Below are 14,119 nucleotides of genomic sequence, written 5' to 3'. Positions count from 1 at the left end.
AGGAGGAGACAGACATGATTCCAGCCAAAGTGAAGATCGTCGAAGTCGGGCCGCGCGACGGCCTGCAGAACGAGAAGGAGTTCGTGCCCACCGAGACCAAGATCGAACTGGTCGACCGGCTCGCGCGGGCGGGACTCGTGAATGTCGAGACCACCTCGTTCGTGTCGCCGAAATGGGTGCCGCAGATGGCCGACGCCAGCGCCGTCATGGCCGGCATCGAGCGTCGTCCGGGCACGATCTACTCCGTGCTCACGCCGAATATGCGCGGCTTCGAAGGCGCGCTCGAAGCGAAGGCCGACGAGATCGTGATCTTCGGCGCGGCCAGCGAAGCCTTCTCGCAGAAGAACATCAACTGCAGCATCGCCGAGAGCGTCGCGCGCTTCGAACCGGTTGCGCGAGCCGCCAAGGAAGCGGGCATCCTTCTGCGAGGCAGCGTCTCGTGTGCGCTCGGCTGTCCTTACCAGGGCGAAGTGAGCATCGCGTCCGTGGTGGACGTGGTCGAACGCTTCAAGGCGCTCGGCTGCGACGAAATCGATATCGCCGATACGATCGGCGTCGGCACGGCCGGGCGCACGCGGGAAGTAATGGCGGCGGCGGCCAAGGTCTTTCCGCGCGAGCGCCTGTCCGGACACTTCCACGACACCTATGGCCAGGCCGTCGGCAATGTCTATGCGTCGCTGCTCGAAGGCATCGAGATCTTTCACGCGTCGGTGGCGGGGTTGGGCGGCTGCCCGTACGCGAAGGGCGCGACCGGCAACGTTGCGACGGAAGACGTCGTGTATCTGCTGAACGGCCTGGGCATCGAGACGGGCATCGATCTCGATGAACTCATCGAAATCGGCGACTTCATTTCACGCGCGATCGGCAAGACCAGTTCTTCGCGCGCGGGCCGGGCGCTCCTTACCAAGAAACGCGACGGCGCCGCAGCCTGTGTCTGAACCTCGGAAACCTCAATGATCGATCAATTGCCTGAATCCGCGCGCCGGGTCGCGCTGTTACTCAAGGAACGCGGCCATCCCCACGATGTCGTGATGCTGCCCGAGACCGGCAAGACCTCGGCCGAAGCAGCGGCCGGGCTCGGCTGCTCGGTCGCGCAGATCGCCAAGTCGATTCTCTTTCGCCGACGCAAGGACGACGCGCCCGTGCTGGTGATCGCGAGCGGCGCGAATCGCGTCGATGAAGCGAAGGTGGCCGCGCGCGTCGGCGAGCTGGCACGCGCGGACGCGAAGTTCGTGCGCGAGAAGACCGGCTACGCGATCGGCGGCGTCTGTCCGATCGGCCATGCGGTCGAGCCGGTCACGCTGATCGACGCCGACCTGCTCGCGCTCGACAGCCTGTGGGCCGCGGCGGGCCATCCGCATGCGGTGTTCAATCTGTCGCCGCAGGAACTGGTCGAGCTGACCGGCGCGCCGGTGGCCGACGTCGCCCTGCGCGAAACCGCGGAATCATGAGCGCGGTGGCGTCGCCGTGCGTGGACGTCTGCCGCATGAACCCGGAAACGGGTTTCTGCGAAGGCTGCCTGCGCACGATCGACGAAATCGCCGCGTGGGCGTCGTGCGACGACAGCGAGAAGCGCGCGGTACTGGCGCGTGTGGAGAGCCGTCGCCAGGGCGCGCGCGTCGTGACGATCGGCGCCTCGTTCGAAGCGGCGCTCGCGCTGCCGCCCGACTCGATCCGGCAGTTCGCCACGCTCGTCAACGACACGAACCCGCTGCATCACGACGACGCCTACGCGCGCGCCAGCCGCTTCGGCTCGCTGATCGCGTCGGGCACGCAGCCGACCGCGCATCTGCTGGCGTTGATCGCTGCGCATTTCTCGACCTTCGCGCAGCCGCTCGGCCTCGAGTTCGGCATCCGGCTCAAGCGCGCGGTGAAAGCGAACGACACGCTGACGATGCGCTGGCAGGTCGTCGAGGCGAAATGGAAAGCCAGCCTCAACGGCGACCTGGTGAAACTCGAAGGCGGCGCGCGCAATCAGTTCGGCGAGACGGTCGTGGAGGCGACCGCGACCATCGTCGTGATGCCGCTGGAGCGCGCGACATGAACCCCTTGCCGCAGCCGTTGCGTGAATCCATGACGGTGTTCGAACGGGGCTGGCTCTCGTCGAACAACGTGCTGTTCGCGAGCGCCGAAGGCACGGCCATCGTCGATACCGGCTATGCTGCGCACGCGCCGCAGACGCTCGCACTGGTGCAGCAGACGCTCGGCGCGCGTCCGCTCGACCTGATCGTCAATACGCATCTCCACTCGGACCACTGCGGCGGCAACGCGCTGCTGCAACGGACCTACGCGTGCGACACGCGGGTGCCCGCCGGCGACGCGCAGGCCGTGCGCGCCTGGGACGAAGAGGCGTTGTCCTTTCGCGCTACCGGTCAGCACTGCGAGCGCTTTGCCCTGAGCGGCACGCTCGCGCACGGCGCGACGCTCGCGCTCGGCGGCTTCGAGTGGCACGCGCTCGGCGCGCCAGGTCACGATCCGCATTCGCTGATGCTGTATTGCCCGGAGATGCGCGTGCTGATCAGCGCCGACGCGTTGTGGGAAAACGGCTTCGGGGTGATCTTTCCGGAACTGGAAGGCGAGAGCGGTTTCGTGGAAGCGCGCGCGGTGCTCGATCTGATCGCCACGCTCGATATCGATGTCGTGATTCCCGGCCACGGCGCACCGTTCACCGATGTGGCGCGCGCGCTCGACACGGCCGTGTCGCGACTCGACTATCTGCAAGCCGACCCGGCCCGCAACGCGAAGAACGCGCTCAAGGTGCTGATTGTCTTCCGGCTGATGGAAGTCCGCACGATGACGCTCGACGCCATCGTGGCGATGACCGCGGAGGCCCGCGCGATGCGCGCCGCCGCCGAAGCGCTCGCGCCTGTCGCGCAACAGCGGGCGTTGATTGAAAAGATCGTCGGGGATCTGGCGCGCGGCGGTGCGGTGAAGGTGAGCGGCGAGGGTGTGTCGGCGGCCTGAACAGGCGCTCTGCCAAGCGCACCGCCGGGACCACGCGCTCAAAAAGAAAGCCGCTTGTCAGCTACGGCAAGCGGCGGAATCATAGGGACGTGATCAACGTCCAGCGTATCGTAGCGCGACACATTTGCACGTGCATCGGTGCTTTCCCTACAGAACTTTTGCGCTTACCTGACCTCGCGTAAGACAAGGCGCCGGTACGCGTGTCAGGCGGATTCGGCAGCGAAGAACGCAAGCATCTCGGCGAGCAACGCGTCCGGCTGTTCCTCCGGAATATAGTGCCCGCACGGCAACGCGCGGCCGCTCACGTCGCGCGCCACGCGCCGCCATTCGGCAAGCGCATCGAAGCACTGCGCAATCACGCCTTCCTGTCCCCACAGCACGCGCAACGGACAGCCGATCTTCAAGCCGCGTTCGAGATCGGCGCGATCGTGGTCGAGATCGATGCCCGCCGATGCGCGATAGTCCTCGCACATGCCGAAGATCGCGCCGGGCGATGCCAGCGCGTCGCGATACGCCTGGAGCGCATGCGGCGCGAACGGCGCGAGGCCCGCGTGACGGTTGCCCATCACGCGATCGATATAGGCGTTGGGATTACCTTCGATCAGCAGCTCCGGCAACGGCGACGGCTGGATCAGAAAGAACCAGTGGAAGTAGGCGGTCGCGAAGGCGCGATCGGTGGCTTCATACATGGCGAGCGTCGGCGCGATGTCCAGCAGCATCAGCCGGTCCACTGCGTCGGGAAAATCCATGGCCATGCGATGCGCGACCCGCGCGCCGCGATCGTGCGCGCACACCAGGAAACGGTCGAAGCCGAAATGACGCATCACCGCGACCTGATCGGCGGCCATGGCGCGCTTCGAATAGGGCGTGTGCTGCGTGTCGCTCGGCGGCTTGCCCGAGGCGCCGTAACCGCGCAGATCGGTGGCGATGACGGTGAAATGCCGCGCCAGTTCGTCGGCGCATCGATGCCAGATCTCGTGGGTTTGCGGATGTCCGTGCAACAGCAGGAGCGGAGGTCCGTCGCCGCCCTTCACTCCGACGATATCGACGTCTCCTGCAGCCACGCTGAACGATTGGTAGTCTGTGAAAGACATGGTTGTGGTGGGTTCGTGGCGTTGTGGAACATTGTAGGCGCGGGGGTTCCGTGCCTGATGGCGGCTGCGCCATGTAGCCCCAAAACCGAGGACTTCTTCGGGAACGACCCCAGTGGTCAGGCGGCCCGCTTCATTTACAATCGAACGACCGTTCGAAGTACGGTATCGTGCGTGACGCGCCGTGACCCGTGCTCGTAAAATCACTCAACACCGCTTGCGCCCCATTCAGGAGACTTGCGCCATGGCCCTGCCCGCCATCCTGCAGCACCTCGCCTTGCCGGTCGTCGGTTCTCCCATGTTCATCGTCAGTTATCCGGAACTGGTGCTGGCGCAGTGCAAGGCAGGCATCGTCGGTTCGTTTCCGGCGCTCAACGCCCGCCCCGCCGAAATGCTCGACGAATGGCTCACCCAGATCCAGGCGTCGCTCGCGGAGTACAAGGCAGCGAATCCTGAGGCGGTCATTGGGCCGGTTGCGGTGAACCAGATCGTTCACCAGTCGAACGCGCGGCTCGAACAGGACGTGCGCGTGTGCGTCGAGCACCAGGTGCCGATCTTCATCACGAGCCTGCGCGCGCCGGTCAAGGAAATGATTGACGCTGTGCACTCGTATGGCGGCATCGTGCTGCATGACGTCATCAATATCAGGCACGCGCAGAAGGCGCTCGAAGCAGGCGTCGACGGACTGATCCTCGTCGCGGCCGGCGCGGGCGGACACGCGGGCACGACCTCTCCTTTCGCGCTCGTCGGTGAAGTGCGGCGCATGTTCGACGGTCCCATCGTGCTGTCGGGCGCCATTGCCAACGGCGGCTCGATTCTGGCCGCGCAGGCCATGGGCGCCGATCTCGCGTACATGGGCACGCGCTTCATCGCCACGCAGGAGGCGCATGCGCAGGAAAGCTACAAGCGCGCGATCGTCGAGGCGAGTGCTTCCGACATCATCTACACGAATCTCTTCACCGGCGTACACGGCAACTACATTCGCGAAAGCATCGTCAACGCGGGACTGGACCCCGACGCGCTGCCCGTCTCCGACAAGACCGCGATGAATTTCGCCGACCCCAAGGCGAAGGCGTGGAAGGACATCTGGGGTGCGGGACAAGGTGTCGGGTTGATGAACGACGTGCCGAGCGTCGCGGAACTGGTGGCTCGTCTGAAGCACGAATACGACGACGCGAAGGCGCGTCTGGCGATCGGCTGAGCTTGATCGCTTGCTGAAAAACAAAACACCGCGCACAAGGCGCGGTGTTTTGCATTTGACGAGGCGAAAGACGCGCGCGTCAGAACTTCGCGCGAATGCCGACGCCGAACGTATCGCCCGACGAGATGCTGGTGTACTTGTCGTTCAGGTAGGCCGCGTAGACATCGGTGCGCTTCGAGAGCGGATAGTCGTAGCCGAGCGCCCAGCTCTTGTGCGTCTGGTCGAGGCCGCCGTTGCTGCGCGAGTACGCGTAGGACGCCATCACCGTGCCCGGGCCGAGCGGCACGGTCACGCCGCCTTGTCCCGTGTTGACGTGGAAGGTGCCGACGTCGATGTCGTTCTTCGTGTACATGTACTGCGCGAAGAACTTGACGAACTTCATGTCGTAGGACGCGCCCAGTTGCGCCACGCTCTGGCTCTTGAAGCCAGGGATCGTGAAGGCGTTGGAAGTCGGCAAGTCGCCCGGCGTGTTGTTGAAGTTGACGTACTGGTAGACGCCGGTTGCCGCAAACGGGCCGTGGAAATACAGGAACTGCGCGCTGTACTTCTTGGAGCGGCCATCGCCGGCGTTGTTGCCGAACGCGTACATCACGCTGCCCGACAGGCCGTTGAAGTCAGGCGACGAGTACTGCACCGCGTTGTTCCAGCCTGAATCGCCCGTTACGCCCTGGTCCGTCGTGTAGGTCGGGAACGTGCCTTGGCCAAGGAACACGTGATAGACCATCGGCGAGAACACATACGAATCGACGAACGGATTGAACAGGATCGTCGAGACGAAGAGTTGCGTGGTCAGGCGGCCCGCCGTGAACGTGCCGATCGGGCCTTGAATGCCGACATAGGAGTTGCGCGCGAAGAAAGTGTCGCCCTGGAAGCGGCCGTACTGACCGTTTTGCGCGCGGAAGAAGCTCTCCAACGTGAAGATGGCCTTGTAGCCGCCGCCCAGATCTTCGGCGCCCTTCATGCCCCAGTACGACGTCGACATGCCGCCGCCGCTCACATTCCATGCGCGATCGCTGCCCGGAAACTTGGTGGCGCCGACCCATTCGTCGACCTGGCCGTAGAGCGAAACACTCGACTGCGCTTGCGCGGATCCCGCCGCGAACATGCCGAGCATCGCTGCAGCGACGACTGTGGCCTTGACCGTTGTCTTCACCGTAGTCTTCGGCGCACGGTTGACGGTTGGCTTCATGAACTCTCCTGTCTTTGTCGAAAATTGAATGCTTGGCGGGCGAGGAACGTTGCACTCGCCTCGTCTGACCGGTTGACGGTGAATGGGCGAGAGAGGCATCGCATGTGGAGCGGCACCATCTTTACGGACCATTTTTCCGGTCAAAAATGTTTTTGGTTATTGCGGGTATAGCGATTCGGATACTTCGTGCCGCGCGCGCCCGGGACGCATGCGAACCGCATCGCCCGCGCACGTGCGGGGCTCGCGGACCGTGTCGGCGCGCGGCCAGCAGGGGCGCGCCTGATCGAGGGAACGAAGGCTTGGCGAAGTACGGAAACGCGACATTCATCCGCGCAGGGCGCATTGTCCTTGTGCAGATAAACGAGGGAAATATTTATGAGAAAGCGGACGCTTAACTGTGGCGAGATTGCGTCAATGTGACGGCAGAACTGGACGGAGAAATTTTTTTGTCGTTCCGCCCGCCGACGAGCACGCCCAACGTGCCGGTTCAGGGCACGCGATGAAGCATCAAGCGATCAGTTGCGGAAATTGCCGTTGGCAGGGGCGCGACCGGCATCCGACGGACGTCCGGGCGGGCGCGGCAAGCTACGTTCTTCGTTGTAGCGCGTGATGTCGGCGCGGATGGATCCGGAACCGCGCAGCGGAGCCGCCTGATCGACCTGCGGCACCGTGCGAACTTCGGCGCTGACGGGCGTCAGGCCGTCTTTCGACGAAATAGGCGTGTAGCGCAACGATTGCCTGCTGGCAGCGGAATTGTCGAAGACCGCAGGCGACAGCCATTCGACACGCGGCCCCGCCAACGCGAGCGAACCCGCCACCGCGAGTGCGCCGAGCGCAGCGGTTGCGAAGAGCCGGGTCATGTTGCGAAAGCCTGTGAGCGTCATGTCGAAACTGCCAAGGTCCGACCGATATCCTCATTCGCAAACAGGTGCATTCGTGGCTCGATGCTTGCGCCTTGATTTGCCCATTCAGCGAATCACCGGCTCTGGTCGGAGGGATCAGCCCATGCCGCTGAAAACGGATAGGCATGACCTGCAAACCGGTGTATTCAACAATTTATTGGGCGCTGCGACGGCCGTCGAGCCAAAAAGTGTTATGCCTGCTCGATGGTTGTAACACCATGTTACGTCAGAGTTTTTCCTTCCGACCGGCCGTTTTGGACGCTTAATCATGTGAGGAAAATCGAGTGAATCTTTGGTGTTGCATGGTGGTCGGTCACGCGCGCATTGGACAAGCTTCAGGGTAGTGGACTGGAAAACTTCCATGCGCCAGATGCATCAATAACTCCAGCAAATGAATTTGCCATTTCAATCCTCCCCGGGCGAGAATCATGGTTTTCACTAATACGACGCTGGAACCGCGCCGCACAGACGACCGGCTCCCCCACGCGCGAGAATTCTGAATGGCCCGGCCCAAACTCCTTCCCGACAACTTCACGCTGGCGCTCGTCGGCCCCGTCCTTCTCGCCAGCCTCCTGCCGTGCCGCGGCAGCGCAGCCGGTGCCTTCAACTGGATCACCAACGTCGCCATTGGATTGCTGTTTTTCCTGCACGGCGCGAAGCTCTCACGCGAAGCCATTGTGGCGGGCGCCACGCACTGGCGACTCCACCTCGTTGTCCTGCTCAGCACCTTCGCGCTGTTTCCCCTGCTCGGACTCGTGCTCAAACCGGTGCTGATGCCGCTCGTCACGCCGGCGCTCTATACCGGCATCCTGTTCCTGTGCACCTTGCCCTCCACGGTGCAGTCCTCCATTGCCTTCACGTCGATGGCCAAGGGCAACGTGCCGGCCGCTGTATGCAGCGCGTCCGCCTCGAGCCTGCTCGGCATTTTCATCACCCCGGCGCTCGTCGGTCTCGTGGTGAGCAATCACGGCGCGACAACGGGCTCGCCATGGCACACGGTCGGCAATATCACGCTGCAACTGCTGGTGCCGTTCATTGCGGGACAACTACTGCGCCCGGCGATCGGCAGATGGGTGGACGCGCATCGCGCGATCCTCAAGTTCGTGGATCAGGGCTCGATCCTGCTGGTCGTCTACGTGGCCTTCAGCGAGGCCGTGAACGAAGGCATCTGGCATTCGATCTCCCTGGCCACGCTAGCGGGCCTCGTGGCCGTGAACATCCTGCTGCTGGCGGCAGCGCTCTTTATCACCGCATTCACGGCGAAACGTCTGGGCTTCAGCCGCGCAGACCAGATCACCATCATTTTCTGCGGCTCGAAAAAGAGCCTGGCCTCAGGCATTCCGATGGCCAAAGTGATCTTCGCTTCGCACGCCGTGGGCGCGGTAGTCCTGCCGTTGATGCTGTTCCATCAGATCCAGTTGATGGTCTGCGCCGTGCTCGCGCAACGCTGGGGTGCACGCAAGACCGCCGCCGAACCCGTGCGCAAGAGTGAGAGCGCCGCAGCGCCCGCGCGCCGCTGACCCTTTTCTGCTTTCCGCTTCCTCCCTGACAAGGCCGCCCCGCGCGGCCTTTGTGTCATTTGACGCCGGCCGCGCGTCGCTGTCGATTCGGCCGGATGGCATAGGCCGAAACATCGGCCTTCATTCAAGCATTCACGAAGTTCCGCTGACTTACGTCCGGCGCTTTTGCCTATGTCTTTTGGCCGAATGGCGGCCGGGCATGTCCCTTGCCACACTTCTGTTCAAGACACGCAGCAGGAACCATGAGGGAATCATGCGTATAGCACTCGCACCGCACCAGCCAAGGCGGAAGCAATGAATCGGGCAGAAACACTCAGCACGCCTCGCGCGGAAGCCGGCGCCTTGCGCACATTCCTTTCCACACTGTCGTTCGAACGCGGCAGCGCCGAGGCAACGGGCCGAGCACTGCGCGCGCTGATCGACGCGCAGCTGGACCGCCCGCCACTGCCCGGTCAGGGCGAAACCGCTGCGAGGTGGCGCGCGCTCGGCGCGGTCGCCGGCTTCGACCTCTCGGTCGTCAAGCTGTACGAAGGCCACACCGATGCTGTCGCCATCCTCGCCGAACTTGATGGGCATGAGCCCGAAGCAGACAGTGCCTGGGCCGTGTGGGCAGCTGAACCGCCGGATGCGCGGCTCTCCGCCCTCGGCGATGCAAGCGCCGGATCCATCCTGCTGCAAGGCACGAAGGCCTGGTGCTCCGGCGCCGCTTCCGTCACGCACGCGCTCGTGACCGCCTGGAACGAAGAAGGCGAGCCGATACTCGCCGCCGTCGCACTGGATCATCCCGGCGTAAAGGTCACCGGTTCCGGCTGGAGCGCTGTCGGCATGCGGGCCAGCGCGAGCGTCGAAGTGCGCTTCGAGCGCGTGCCGGCACGGCGCATCGGTGGCGCGCGCGCCTATCTCGAGCGCCCTGGTTTCTGGCAGGGCGGCGCGGGTATCGCCGCATGCTGGTTCGGTGCTGCGGCGGCCATCGCGCAGTTCGTCGCGCGCGACGTGCGCAAGCGCCCCGCGCCCTACAAGCTCGCGCATCTCGGCGCAATCGACACGACGCTCAGTGCAACGGCCGCCCTGCTGCGCGAGACCGCAGCACACATTGATCGCGAGCCGCACGCACATGCCATGGCACACGCGATGCGCGCGCGTCTCGCAGCGGAACACGCGGCAGCGTGCGTCATCGAGCGCGCCGGACGTGCGCTGGGCGCCGGGCCGCTGTGCCGCGACCCGCACTTCGCGCAGCTGATGGCGGATCTGCCGGTATTCATTCGACAAAGCCACGCCGAGCGCGACGAAGCCGCGCTCGCTGAATGCGTCATCGAGGAGGAAGAGATTTCATGGCAAGTGTGACCACGAGAGCGCCAGCCGAAACCGAACACGACACCAGCGACAACGACCGCGCCATCGTCGGCGACGGCACGCCCGAAGCCGCGTGGCAAGGCTGGGCGCGCCTCAGTGCCCTGCCGGAGGTCGAGCCAGCGGAGCTCGTGCCATTCGGCGCGCGCGCGGTCGTCGTCGCGCCCCATCCGGACGACGAAGTGCTCGGCACCGGCGGCCTGCTCGCGCGGCTTTCGCAACTCAGCCGGAGCATCCTCATCGTCGCCGTTACCGACGGCACCGCCAGCCATCCGGACTCCCACGGCTGGCCCGCCGAACGGCTCGCAAAGGAACGCCCGCAAGAAACCAGGGACGCGTTGCAGCGTCTGCATCTGCGCCAGGTGCAGGTTGTCCGGCTCGGACTGCAGGACGGCGGGGCCAGGCAGTTCGAACCGGTGCTGGCAGAGCGCCTGTCGCAGCTTCTCCAACCCGGGGATGTAGTGTTCACGACCTGGCGCAACGACGGCCATCCCGATCACGAAGCCGCCGGACGTGCCGTGCATGAGGCTGCCGGCGCGCTGGAGCTTCCCTGTGTCGAGGTGCCGCTCTGGACCTGGCACTGGGCGTCGCCCGACGATACGCGCGTGCCCTGGAGCCGTGCACGCCGGATCGTGCTCGACGAGGCAACCCATGCGCGGAAACTGCGAGCCGTGCAGGCGTTCCGCAGTCAGATCGAGCCGGACGCAGCCATGGGCCGCACACCGGTCTTGCCGGACCATGTGCTGGCGCGGCTGACGCGGCCTTTCGAGGTCGTTCTCATATGAGCGCACCCGGCCATGAGCGCAAGCAGCACTTCGACAGCCTGTATCAGGACAGCGACGATCCCTGGCAAATCAGACAGCGCTGGTACGAACGGCGCAAGCGGGCGCTCACGCTCGCGGCGCTGCCCGACGAGTATTACGCGCGTGCCTTCGAACCGGGCTGCGGCAATGGCGAACTGACCGCGCTGCTCGCGCCGCGCTGCGGCGAACTTCTTGCCGCCGACATCGCGGAACACGCCGTGGCGCTCACGCACCGGCGCATCTCGCGTGTGCTGAACGTGAAAGTCGAGCAGATGCAATGGCCGGACGTCTGGCCTTCCGGCACCGTGGATCTCGTCGTGATGAGCGAGATCGGCTATTACCTGGACGAACCGCAACTCCTGCGCGTCGCCGAATTCCTGCACGAACGCCTGTCCGCTTCCGGTGCGGTCGTCGCGTGTCATTGGCGCAAGGACATCGCGGGCTGGCCGCGCAATGGCGACGCCGTCCATGCCACGCTGCGCGACCGCCTGAGCCTGCCGCATCTCTGTCGCTATCAGGACGACGATCTGGTGCTTGACGTGTGGACGCGCGACGCGCGATCCGTCCATGAACGCGAAGGTCTTGAATGATGTTTTCGCGCCTTTACTAAACAAACAAACCGCAAGGAATCGCTTATCCATCAGGGTGATACTGGTTTTCTCCTAGCTTGATTCAGGTCTTTTGCCGCGATTTTTACTATACAATCGCCAAGACCAGAATAATCCGGCAGTCGCGATAAACACCGCACACACCAAGCGACGCCGGCATAGCGGAGACAGGAACACTACGATGGCCACCACCATTCGCGATGTCGCACGCGCCGCCAGCGTCTCAATCGGCACCGTTTCGCGCGCACTCAAGAACCAACCCGGGCTGTCCGAGGCCACGCGCGTGCGCGTCGTCGAAGTGGCACAGCAACTGGGCTACGACTCCGCGCAATTGCGCACACGCATCCGTCGCGTGACCTTCCTGCTGCACCGGCAACACAACAACTTCGCCGTCAGCCCGTTCTTCTCGCACGTGCTGAACGGCTTCGAGGAAGCCTGCCGCGAACGTCGGCTGGTGCCGTCCGTGCTCACCGCCGGCCCCACCCAGGATCTCGCGCAACAGATGCGGCTTCATGCGCCCGACGCCATCGCGGTCGCGGGTTTCGTCGAGCCGGAATTGCTCGCGCACCTGCATGCGCTCGCGCGCCCGACCGTGCTCATCGACCTGCGCGCGCCGGGTTTCCGCTCCGTCAATATCGACAACGCCCGAGGCGCCTCGCTCGCGATGCAGCATCTGTTCGCGTCCGGACGGCGGCGCATCGCGTTCATTGGCGGATCGCTCGCGCATCACAGCATCGCGCAGCGCGCGCTGGGGTATCGCAAGGCTTATTTCGACGCGGGTCTCCTGTTCGATCCGATGCTCGAAATCATGACCCAGCCCGGCCTGCCGGCGGATCTCGCCGCCGCCGACGCCATGGAACGCCTGATCGCCGACGCGCGTGTGCAATCCGCGCCGCTGCCCGACGCCGTTTTCGCCTATAACGATGCAGCGGCCCTCGCGGCAATGCGTGTCTGCGTCGCTCATGGCCTGCGCGTGCCGGAAGACATCGCGTTCGTGGGTTTCGACGACATTCCCGCCGCCGCGCAGAGCACACCGCCGCTCTCGACTGTTGCCATCGACAAGGAAGCACTCGGGCGCCGCGGCGTCGAGCTGCTGCTGGAGGATACGTCGGGGCCGCCGAATCAGGCCGACACGCTCGTCGCAGTCGACTTCATCCCGCGCGCGAGTTCCGGCGCGGGCCCTCAGGGGAAACCGGCATCAAGACAGCACGCGAACCAGGACATCAGCACGCCATGAACATGACTGCCTCACCCGCCCTCGCGGAAGCAGCGCCGGCAGAACGCGCGATCGACTTTCGCAGCCAAGACTTCCTGCTCGCGCACGTGCGCGACACGCTCGCGTTCTACGCGCCCCACGCCCGCGACCCGTCCGGCGGCTTCTTCCACTTCTTCAAGGACGACGGCAGCGTCTACAACCACACGACGCGCCACCTCGTCAGCAGCACGCGTTTCGTCTTCAACTATGCGATGGCTTACCGGCAGTTCGGCGACGCGCGCTATCAGGACGACGCGCGACACGCGTTCGGCTTCCTGCGCGCAGCGCACTGGGACGCGGCGCTGGAAGGCTACGACTGGGAAATCGAGTGGCGCGACGGCCAGAAACGCACCCTCGACGGCACGCGGCACTGCTACGGCATGGCCTTCGTGCTGCTGGCGTGCGCGCACGCGGCGATGGCGGGCATCGACGAAGCCCGGCCGATGATCGATGAAACCTTCGCGCTGATGGAACGCCGTTTCTGGGACGCCGACGCCGGCCTGTACGCCGACGAAGCCACGCCCGACTGGCGTCTTTCCGACTATCGCGGGCAGAACGCCAACATGCACGCGACCGAGGCGCTGCTGGCCGCGTACGAGGCGACCGGCCACGTGGTCTACCTGGATCGCGCCGAGAAGATTGCGGGCAATATCACGCTGCGCCAGGCGCGGCTGTCGAACGGACTCGTGTGGGAGCACTTCCGGCCCGACTGGTCGGTGGACTGGCACTACAACGAGTCGGACAGTTCGAACATCTTTCGTCCGTGGGGCTTCCAGCCGGGTCATCAGACGGAATGGGCGAAGCTCCTGCTGATTCTGGAGCGGCATCGTGCGCTGCCGTGGCTCGCGCCGCGCGCGGTCGAATTGTTCGACGCCGGTTTCAACCGCGCGTGGGACAGCCGGCACGGCGGCCTGTACTACGGCTTTGGTCCCGACGACACGATCTGCGACCACGACAAGTATTTCTGGGTCCAGGCGGAGAGCTTCGCGGCGGCGGCGCTGCTCGGCGCGCGCACGGGCCGGGAGCGTTTCTGGGACTGCTACGACGAACTCTGGCGCTACAGCTGGCAGCATTTCGTCGATCACGAATACGGCGCGTGGTATCGCATCCTGACCTGCGACAACCGCAAGTACGGCGACGAAAAAAGTCCGGCCGGCAAGACCGACTATCACACCATGGGCGCGTGCTACGAAGTGCTGAACGCGCTCGCCCCGTCACAACATTCACGGTGAAATC

14 protein-coding genes are annotated in these 14,119 nt (G+C 64.7%); 11 read left to right on the top strand and 3 right to left on the bottom strand.

The window, feature by feature from the left end; genetic code table 11:
- Positions 1 to 14 precede the first annotated feature (14 nt).
- Genes QCE88_RS02005 through QCE88_RS01990 form a run of 4 tightly spaced genes read left to right on the top strand, consistent with a single transcriptional unit; the run spans position 15 to position 2,964 of the window.
- Positions 15 to 938: a hydroxymethylglutaryl-CoA lyase gene (locus tag QCE88_RS02005; protein ID WP_309898737.1), complete on the top strand. Its 924-nt coding sequence runs from the start codon at positions 15 to 17 to the stop codon at positions 936 to 938.
- 15 nt (positions 939 to 953) lie between these two features.
- Positions 954 to 1,451, top strand: a complete 498-nt coding sequence (locus QCE88_RS02000) for a YbaK/EbsC family protein (RefSeq protein WP_309898735.1) — start codon at positions 954 to 956, stop codon at positions 1,449 to 1,451.
- A gap of 35 nt (positions 1,452 to 1,486) precedes the next feature.
- On the top strand, positions 1,487 to 2,044 hold the full coding sequence (locus tag QCE88_RS01995) for a DUF1289 domain-containing protein (RefSeq protein WP_309898733.1): 558 nt from the start codon (positions 1,487 to 1,489) through the stop codon (positions 2,042 to 2,044).
- The gene (locus tag QCE88_RS01990; RefSeq protein WP_309898731.1) at positions 2,041 to 2,964 is read left to right on the top strand and encodes an MBL fold metallo-hydrolase; all 924 of its coding nucleotides are present in this window, start codon (positions 2,041 to 2,043) and stop codon (positions 2,962 to 2,964) included. Before QCE88_RS01995 ends, QCE88_RS01990 begins: the two co-directional genes overlap by 4 nt.
- A gap of 203 nt (positions 2,965 to 3,167) precedes the next feature.
- On the opposite strand, the gene QCE88_RS01985 is transcribed toward QCE88_RS01990, so the two are convergent.
- Positions 3,168 to 4,058: an alpha/beta hydrolase gene (locus tag QCE88_RS01985; protein WP_309898729.1), complete on the bottom strand. Its 891-nt coding sequence runs from the start codon at positions 4,056 to 4,058 to the stop codon at positions 3,168 to 3,170.
- A 241-nt stretch (positions 4,059 to 4,299) separates the two neighbouring features.
- Between QCE88_RS01985 and QCE88_RS01980 the strand changes: the two genes are divergently transcribed.
- Entirely contained in the window at positions 4,300 to 5,256 is a 957-nt protein-coding gene (locus tag QCE88_RS01980; RefSeq protein WP_309898728.1) for a nitronate monooxygenase family protein, read from the top strand.
- 79 nt (positions 5,257 to 5,335) lie between these two features.
- Here the strand turns inward: QCE88_RS01980 and QCE88_RS01975 are convergent, their stop codons facing one another.
- Together QCE88_RS01975 and QCE88_RS01970 are read right to left on the bottom strand one after the other, a co-directional pair.
- Entirely contained in the window at positions 5,336 to 6,445 is a 1,110-nt protein-coding gene (locus tag QCE88_RS01975; protein ID WP_309898727.1) for a porin, read from the bottom strand.
- A 515-nt stretch (positions 6,446 to 6,960) separates the two neighbouring features.
- The gene (locus QCE88_RS01970) at positions 6,961 to 7,329 is read right to left on the bottom strand and encodes a hypothetical protein (protein WP_309898726.1); all 369 of its coding nucleotides are present in this window, start codon (positions 7,327 to 7,329) and stop codon (positions 6,961 to 6,963) included.
- Positions 7,330 to 7,847: 518 nt separating this feature from the next.
- Between QCE88_RS01970 and QCE88_RS01965 the strand changes: the two genes are divergently transcribed.
- The 6 genes from QCE88_RS01965 (at position 7,848) to QCE88_RS01940 (ending at position 14,115) form a co-directional block, all read left to right on the top strand.
- On the top strand, positions 7,848 to 8,867 hold the full coding sequence (locus tag QCE88_RS01965) for a bile acid:sodium symporter family protein (RefSeq protein WP_309898725.1): 1,020 nt from the start codon (positions 7,848 to 7,850) through the stop codon (positions 8,865 to 8,867).
- 294 nt (positions 8,868 to 9,161) lie between these two features.
- Complete coding sequence (locus QCE88_RS01960; protein ID WP_309898724.1) at positions 9,162 to 10,211, top strand: acyl-CoA dehydrogenase; 1,050 nt, start codon at positions 9,162 to 9,164, stop codon at positions 10,209 to 10,211.
- Positions 10,199 to 11,002 carry a PIG-L deacetylase family protein gene (locus QCE88_RS01955; RefSeq protein WP_309898723.1) on the top strand — a complete coding sequence of 268 codons (804 nt, stop codon included), beginning with the start codon at positions 10,199 to 10,201 and terminating at the stop codon, positions 11,000 to 11,002. The genes QCE88_RS01960 and QCE88_RS01955 overlap by 13 nt, the downstream gene beginning before the upstream one ends.
- Entirely contained in the window at positions 10,999 to 11,610 is a 612-nt protein-coding gene (locus QCE88_RS01950) for an SAM-dependent methyltransferase (RefSeq protein WP_309898722.1), read from the top strand. The genes QCE88_RS01955 and QCE88_RS01950 overlap by 4 nt, the downstream gene beginning before the upstream one ends.
- A gap of 199 nt (positions 11,611 to 11,809) precedes the next feature.
- Entirely contained in the window at positions 11,810 to 12,865 is a 1,056-nt protein-coding gene (locus QCE88_RS01945; RefSeq protein WP_309898720.1) for a LacI family DNA-binding transcriptional regulator, read from the top strand.
- Positions 12,862 to 14,115 carry an AGE family epimerase/isomerase gene (locus QCE88_RS01940; protein ID WP_309898718.1) on the top strand — a complete coding sequence of 418 codons (1,254 nt, stop codon included), beginning with the start codon at positions 12,862 to 12,864 and terminating at the stop codon, positions 14,113 to 14,115. Before QCE88_RS01945 ends, QCE88_RS01940 begins: the two co-directional genes overlap by 4 nt.
- Positions 14,116 to 14,119 lie beyond the last annotated feature (4 nt).

It is taken from the genome of Caballeronia sp. LZ035 (genome assembly GCF_031451175.1).
GTDB lineage: Bacteria > Pseudomonadota > Gammaproteobacteria > Burkholderiales > Burkholderiaceae > Caballeronia.
The sequence above is the reverse complement of the archived record's forward strand: the minus strand, read 5'-3'. Positions and strand labels throughout refer to the sequence as shown.

What these genes read in the sequence shown, in the direction of transcription:
- QCE88_RS01970 (WP_309898726.1), bottom strand. Translation starts at nt 7,329, where the DNA reads ATGACGCTCACAGGCTTTCGCAACATGACCCGGCTCTTCGCAACCGCT.
- QCE88_RS01995 (WP_309898733.1), top strand. Translation starts at nt 1,487, where the DNA reads ATGAACCCGGAAACGGGTTTCTGCGAAGGCTGCCTGCGCACGATCGAC.
- QCE88_RS01980 (WP_309898728.1), top strand. Translation starts at nt 4,300, where the DNA reads ATGGCCCTGCCCGCCATCCTGCAGCACCTCGCCTTGCCGGTCGTCGGT.
- QCE88_RS01990 (WP_309898731.1), top strand. Translation starts at nt 2,041, where the DNA reads ATGAACCCCTTGCCGCAGCCGTTGCGTGAATCCATGACGGTGTTCGAA.
- QCE88_RS01955 (WP_309898723.1), top strand. Translation starts at nt 10,199, where the DNA reads ATGGCAAGTGTGACCACGAGAGCGCCAGCCGAAACCGAACACGACACC.
- QCE88_RS01950 (WP_309898722.1), top strand. Translation starts at nt 10,999, where the DNA reads ATGAGCGCACCCGGCCATGAGCGCAAGCAGCACTTCGACAGCCTGTAT.
- QCE88_RS02000 (WP_309898735.1), top strand. Translation starts at nt 954, where the DNA reads ATGATCGATCAATTGCCTGAATCCGCGCGCCGGGTCGCGCTGTTACTC.
- QCE88_RS02005 (WP_309898737.1), top strand. Translation starts at nt 15, where the DNA reads ATGATTCCAGCCAAAGTGAAGATCGTCGAAGTCGGGCCGCGCGACGGC.
- QCE88_RS01960 (WP_309898724.1), top strand. Translation starts at nt 9,162, where the DNA reads ATGAATCGGGCAGAAACACTCAGCACGCCTCGCGCGGAAGCCGGCGCC.
- QCE88_RS01975 (WP_309898727.1), bottom strand. Translation starts at nt 6,445, where the DNA reads ATGAAGCCAACCGTCAACCGTGCGCCGAAGACTACGGTGAAGACAACG.
- QCE88_RS01965 (WP_309898725.1), top strand. Translation starts at nt 7,848, where the DNA reads ATGGCCCGGCCCAAACTCCTTCCCGACAACTTCACGCTGGCGCTCGTC.
- QCE88_RS01945 (WP_309898720.1), top strand. Translation starts at nt 11,810, where the DNA reads ATGGCCACCACCATTCGCGATGTCGCACGCGCCGCCAGCGTCTCAATC.
- QCE88_RS01940 (WP_309898718.1), top strand. Translation starts at nt 12,862, where the DNA reads ATGAACATGACTGCCTCACCCGCCCTCGCGGAAGCAGCGCCGGCAGAA.
- QCE88_RS01985 (WP_309898729.1), bottom strand. Translation starts at nt 4,058, where the DNA reads ATGTCTTTCACAGACTACCAATCGTTCAGCGTGGCTGCAGGAGACGTC.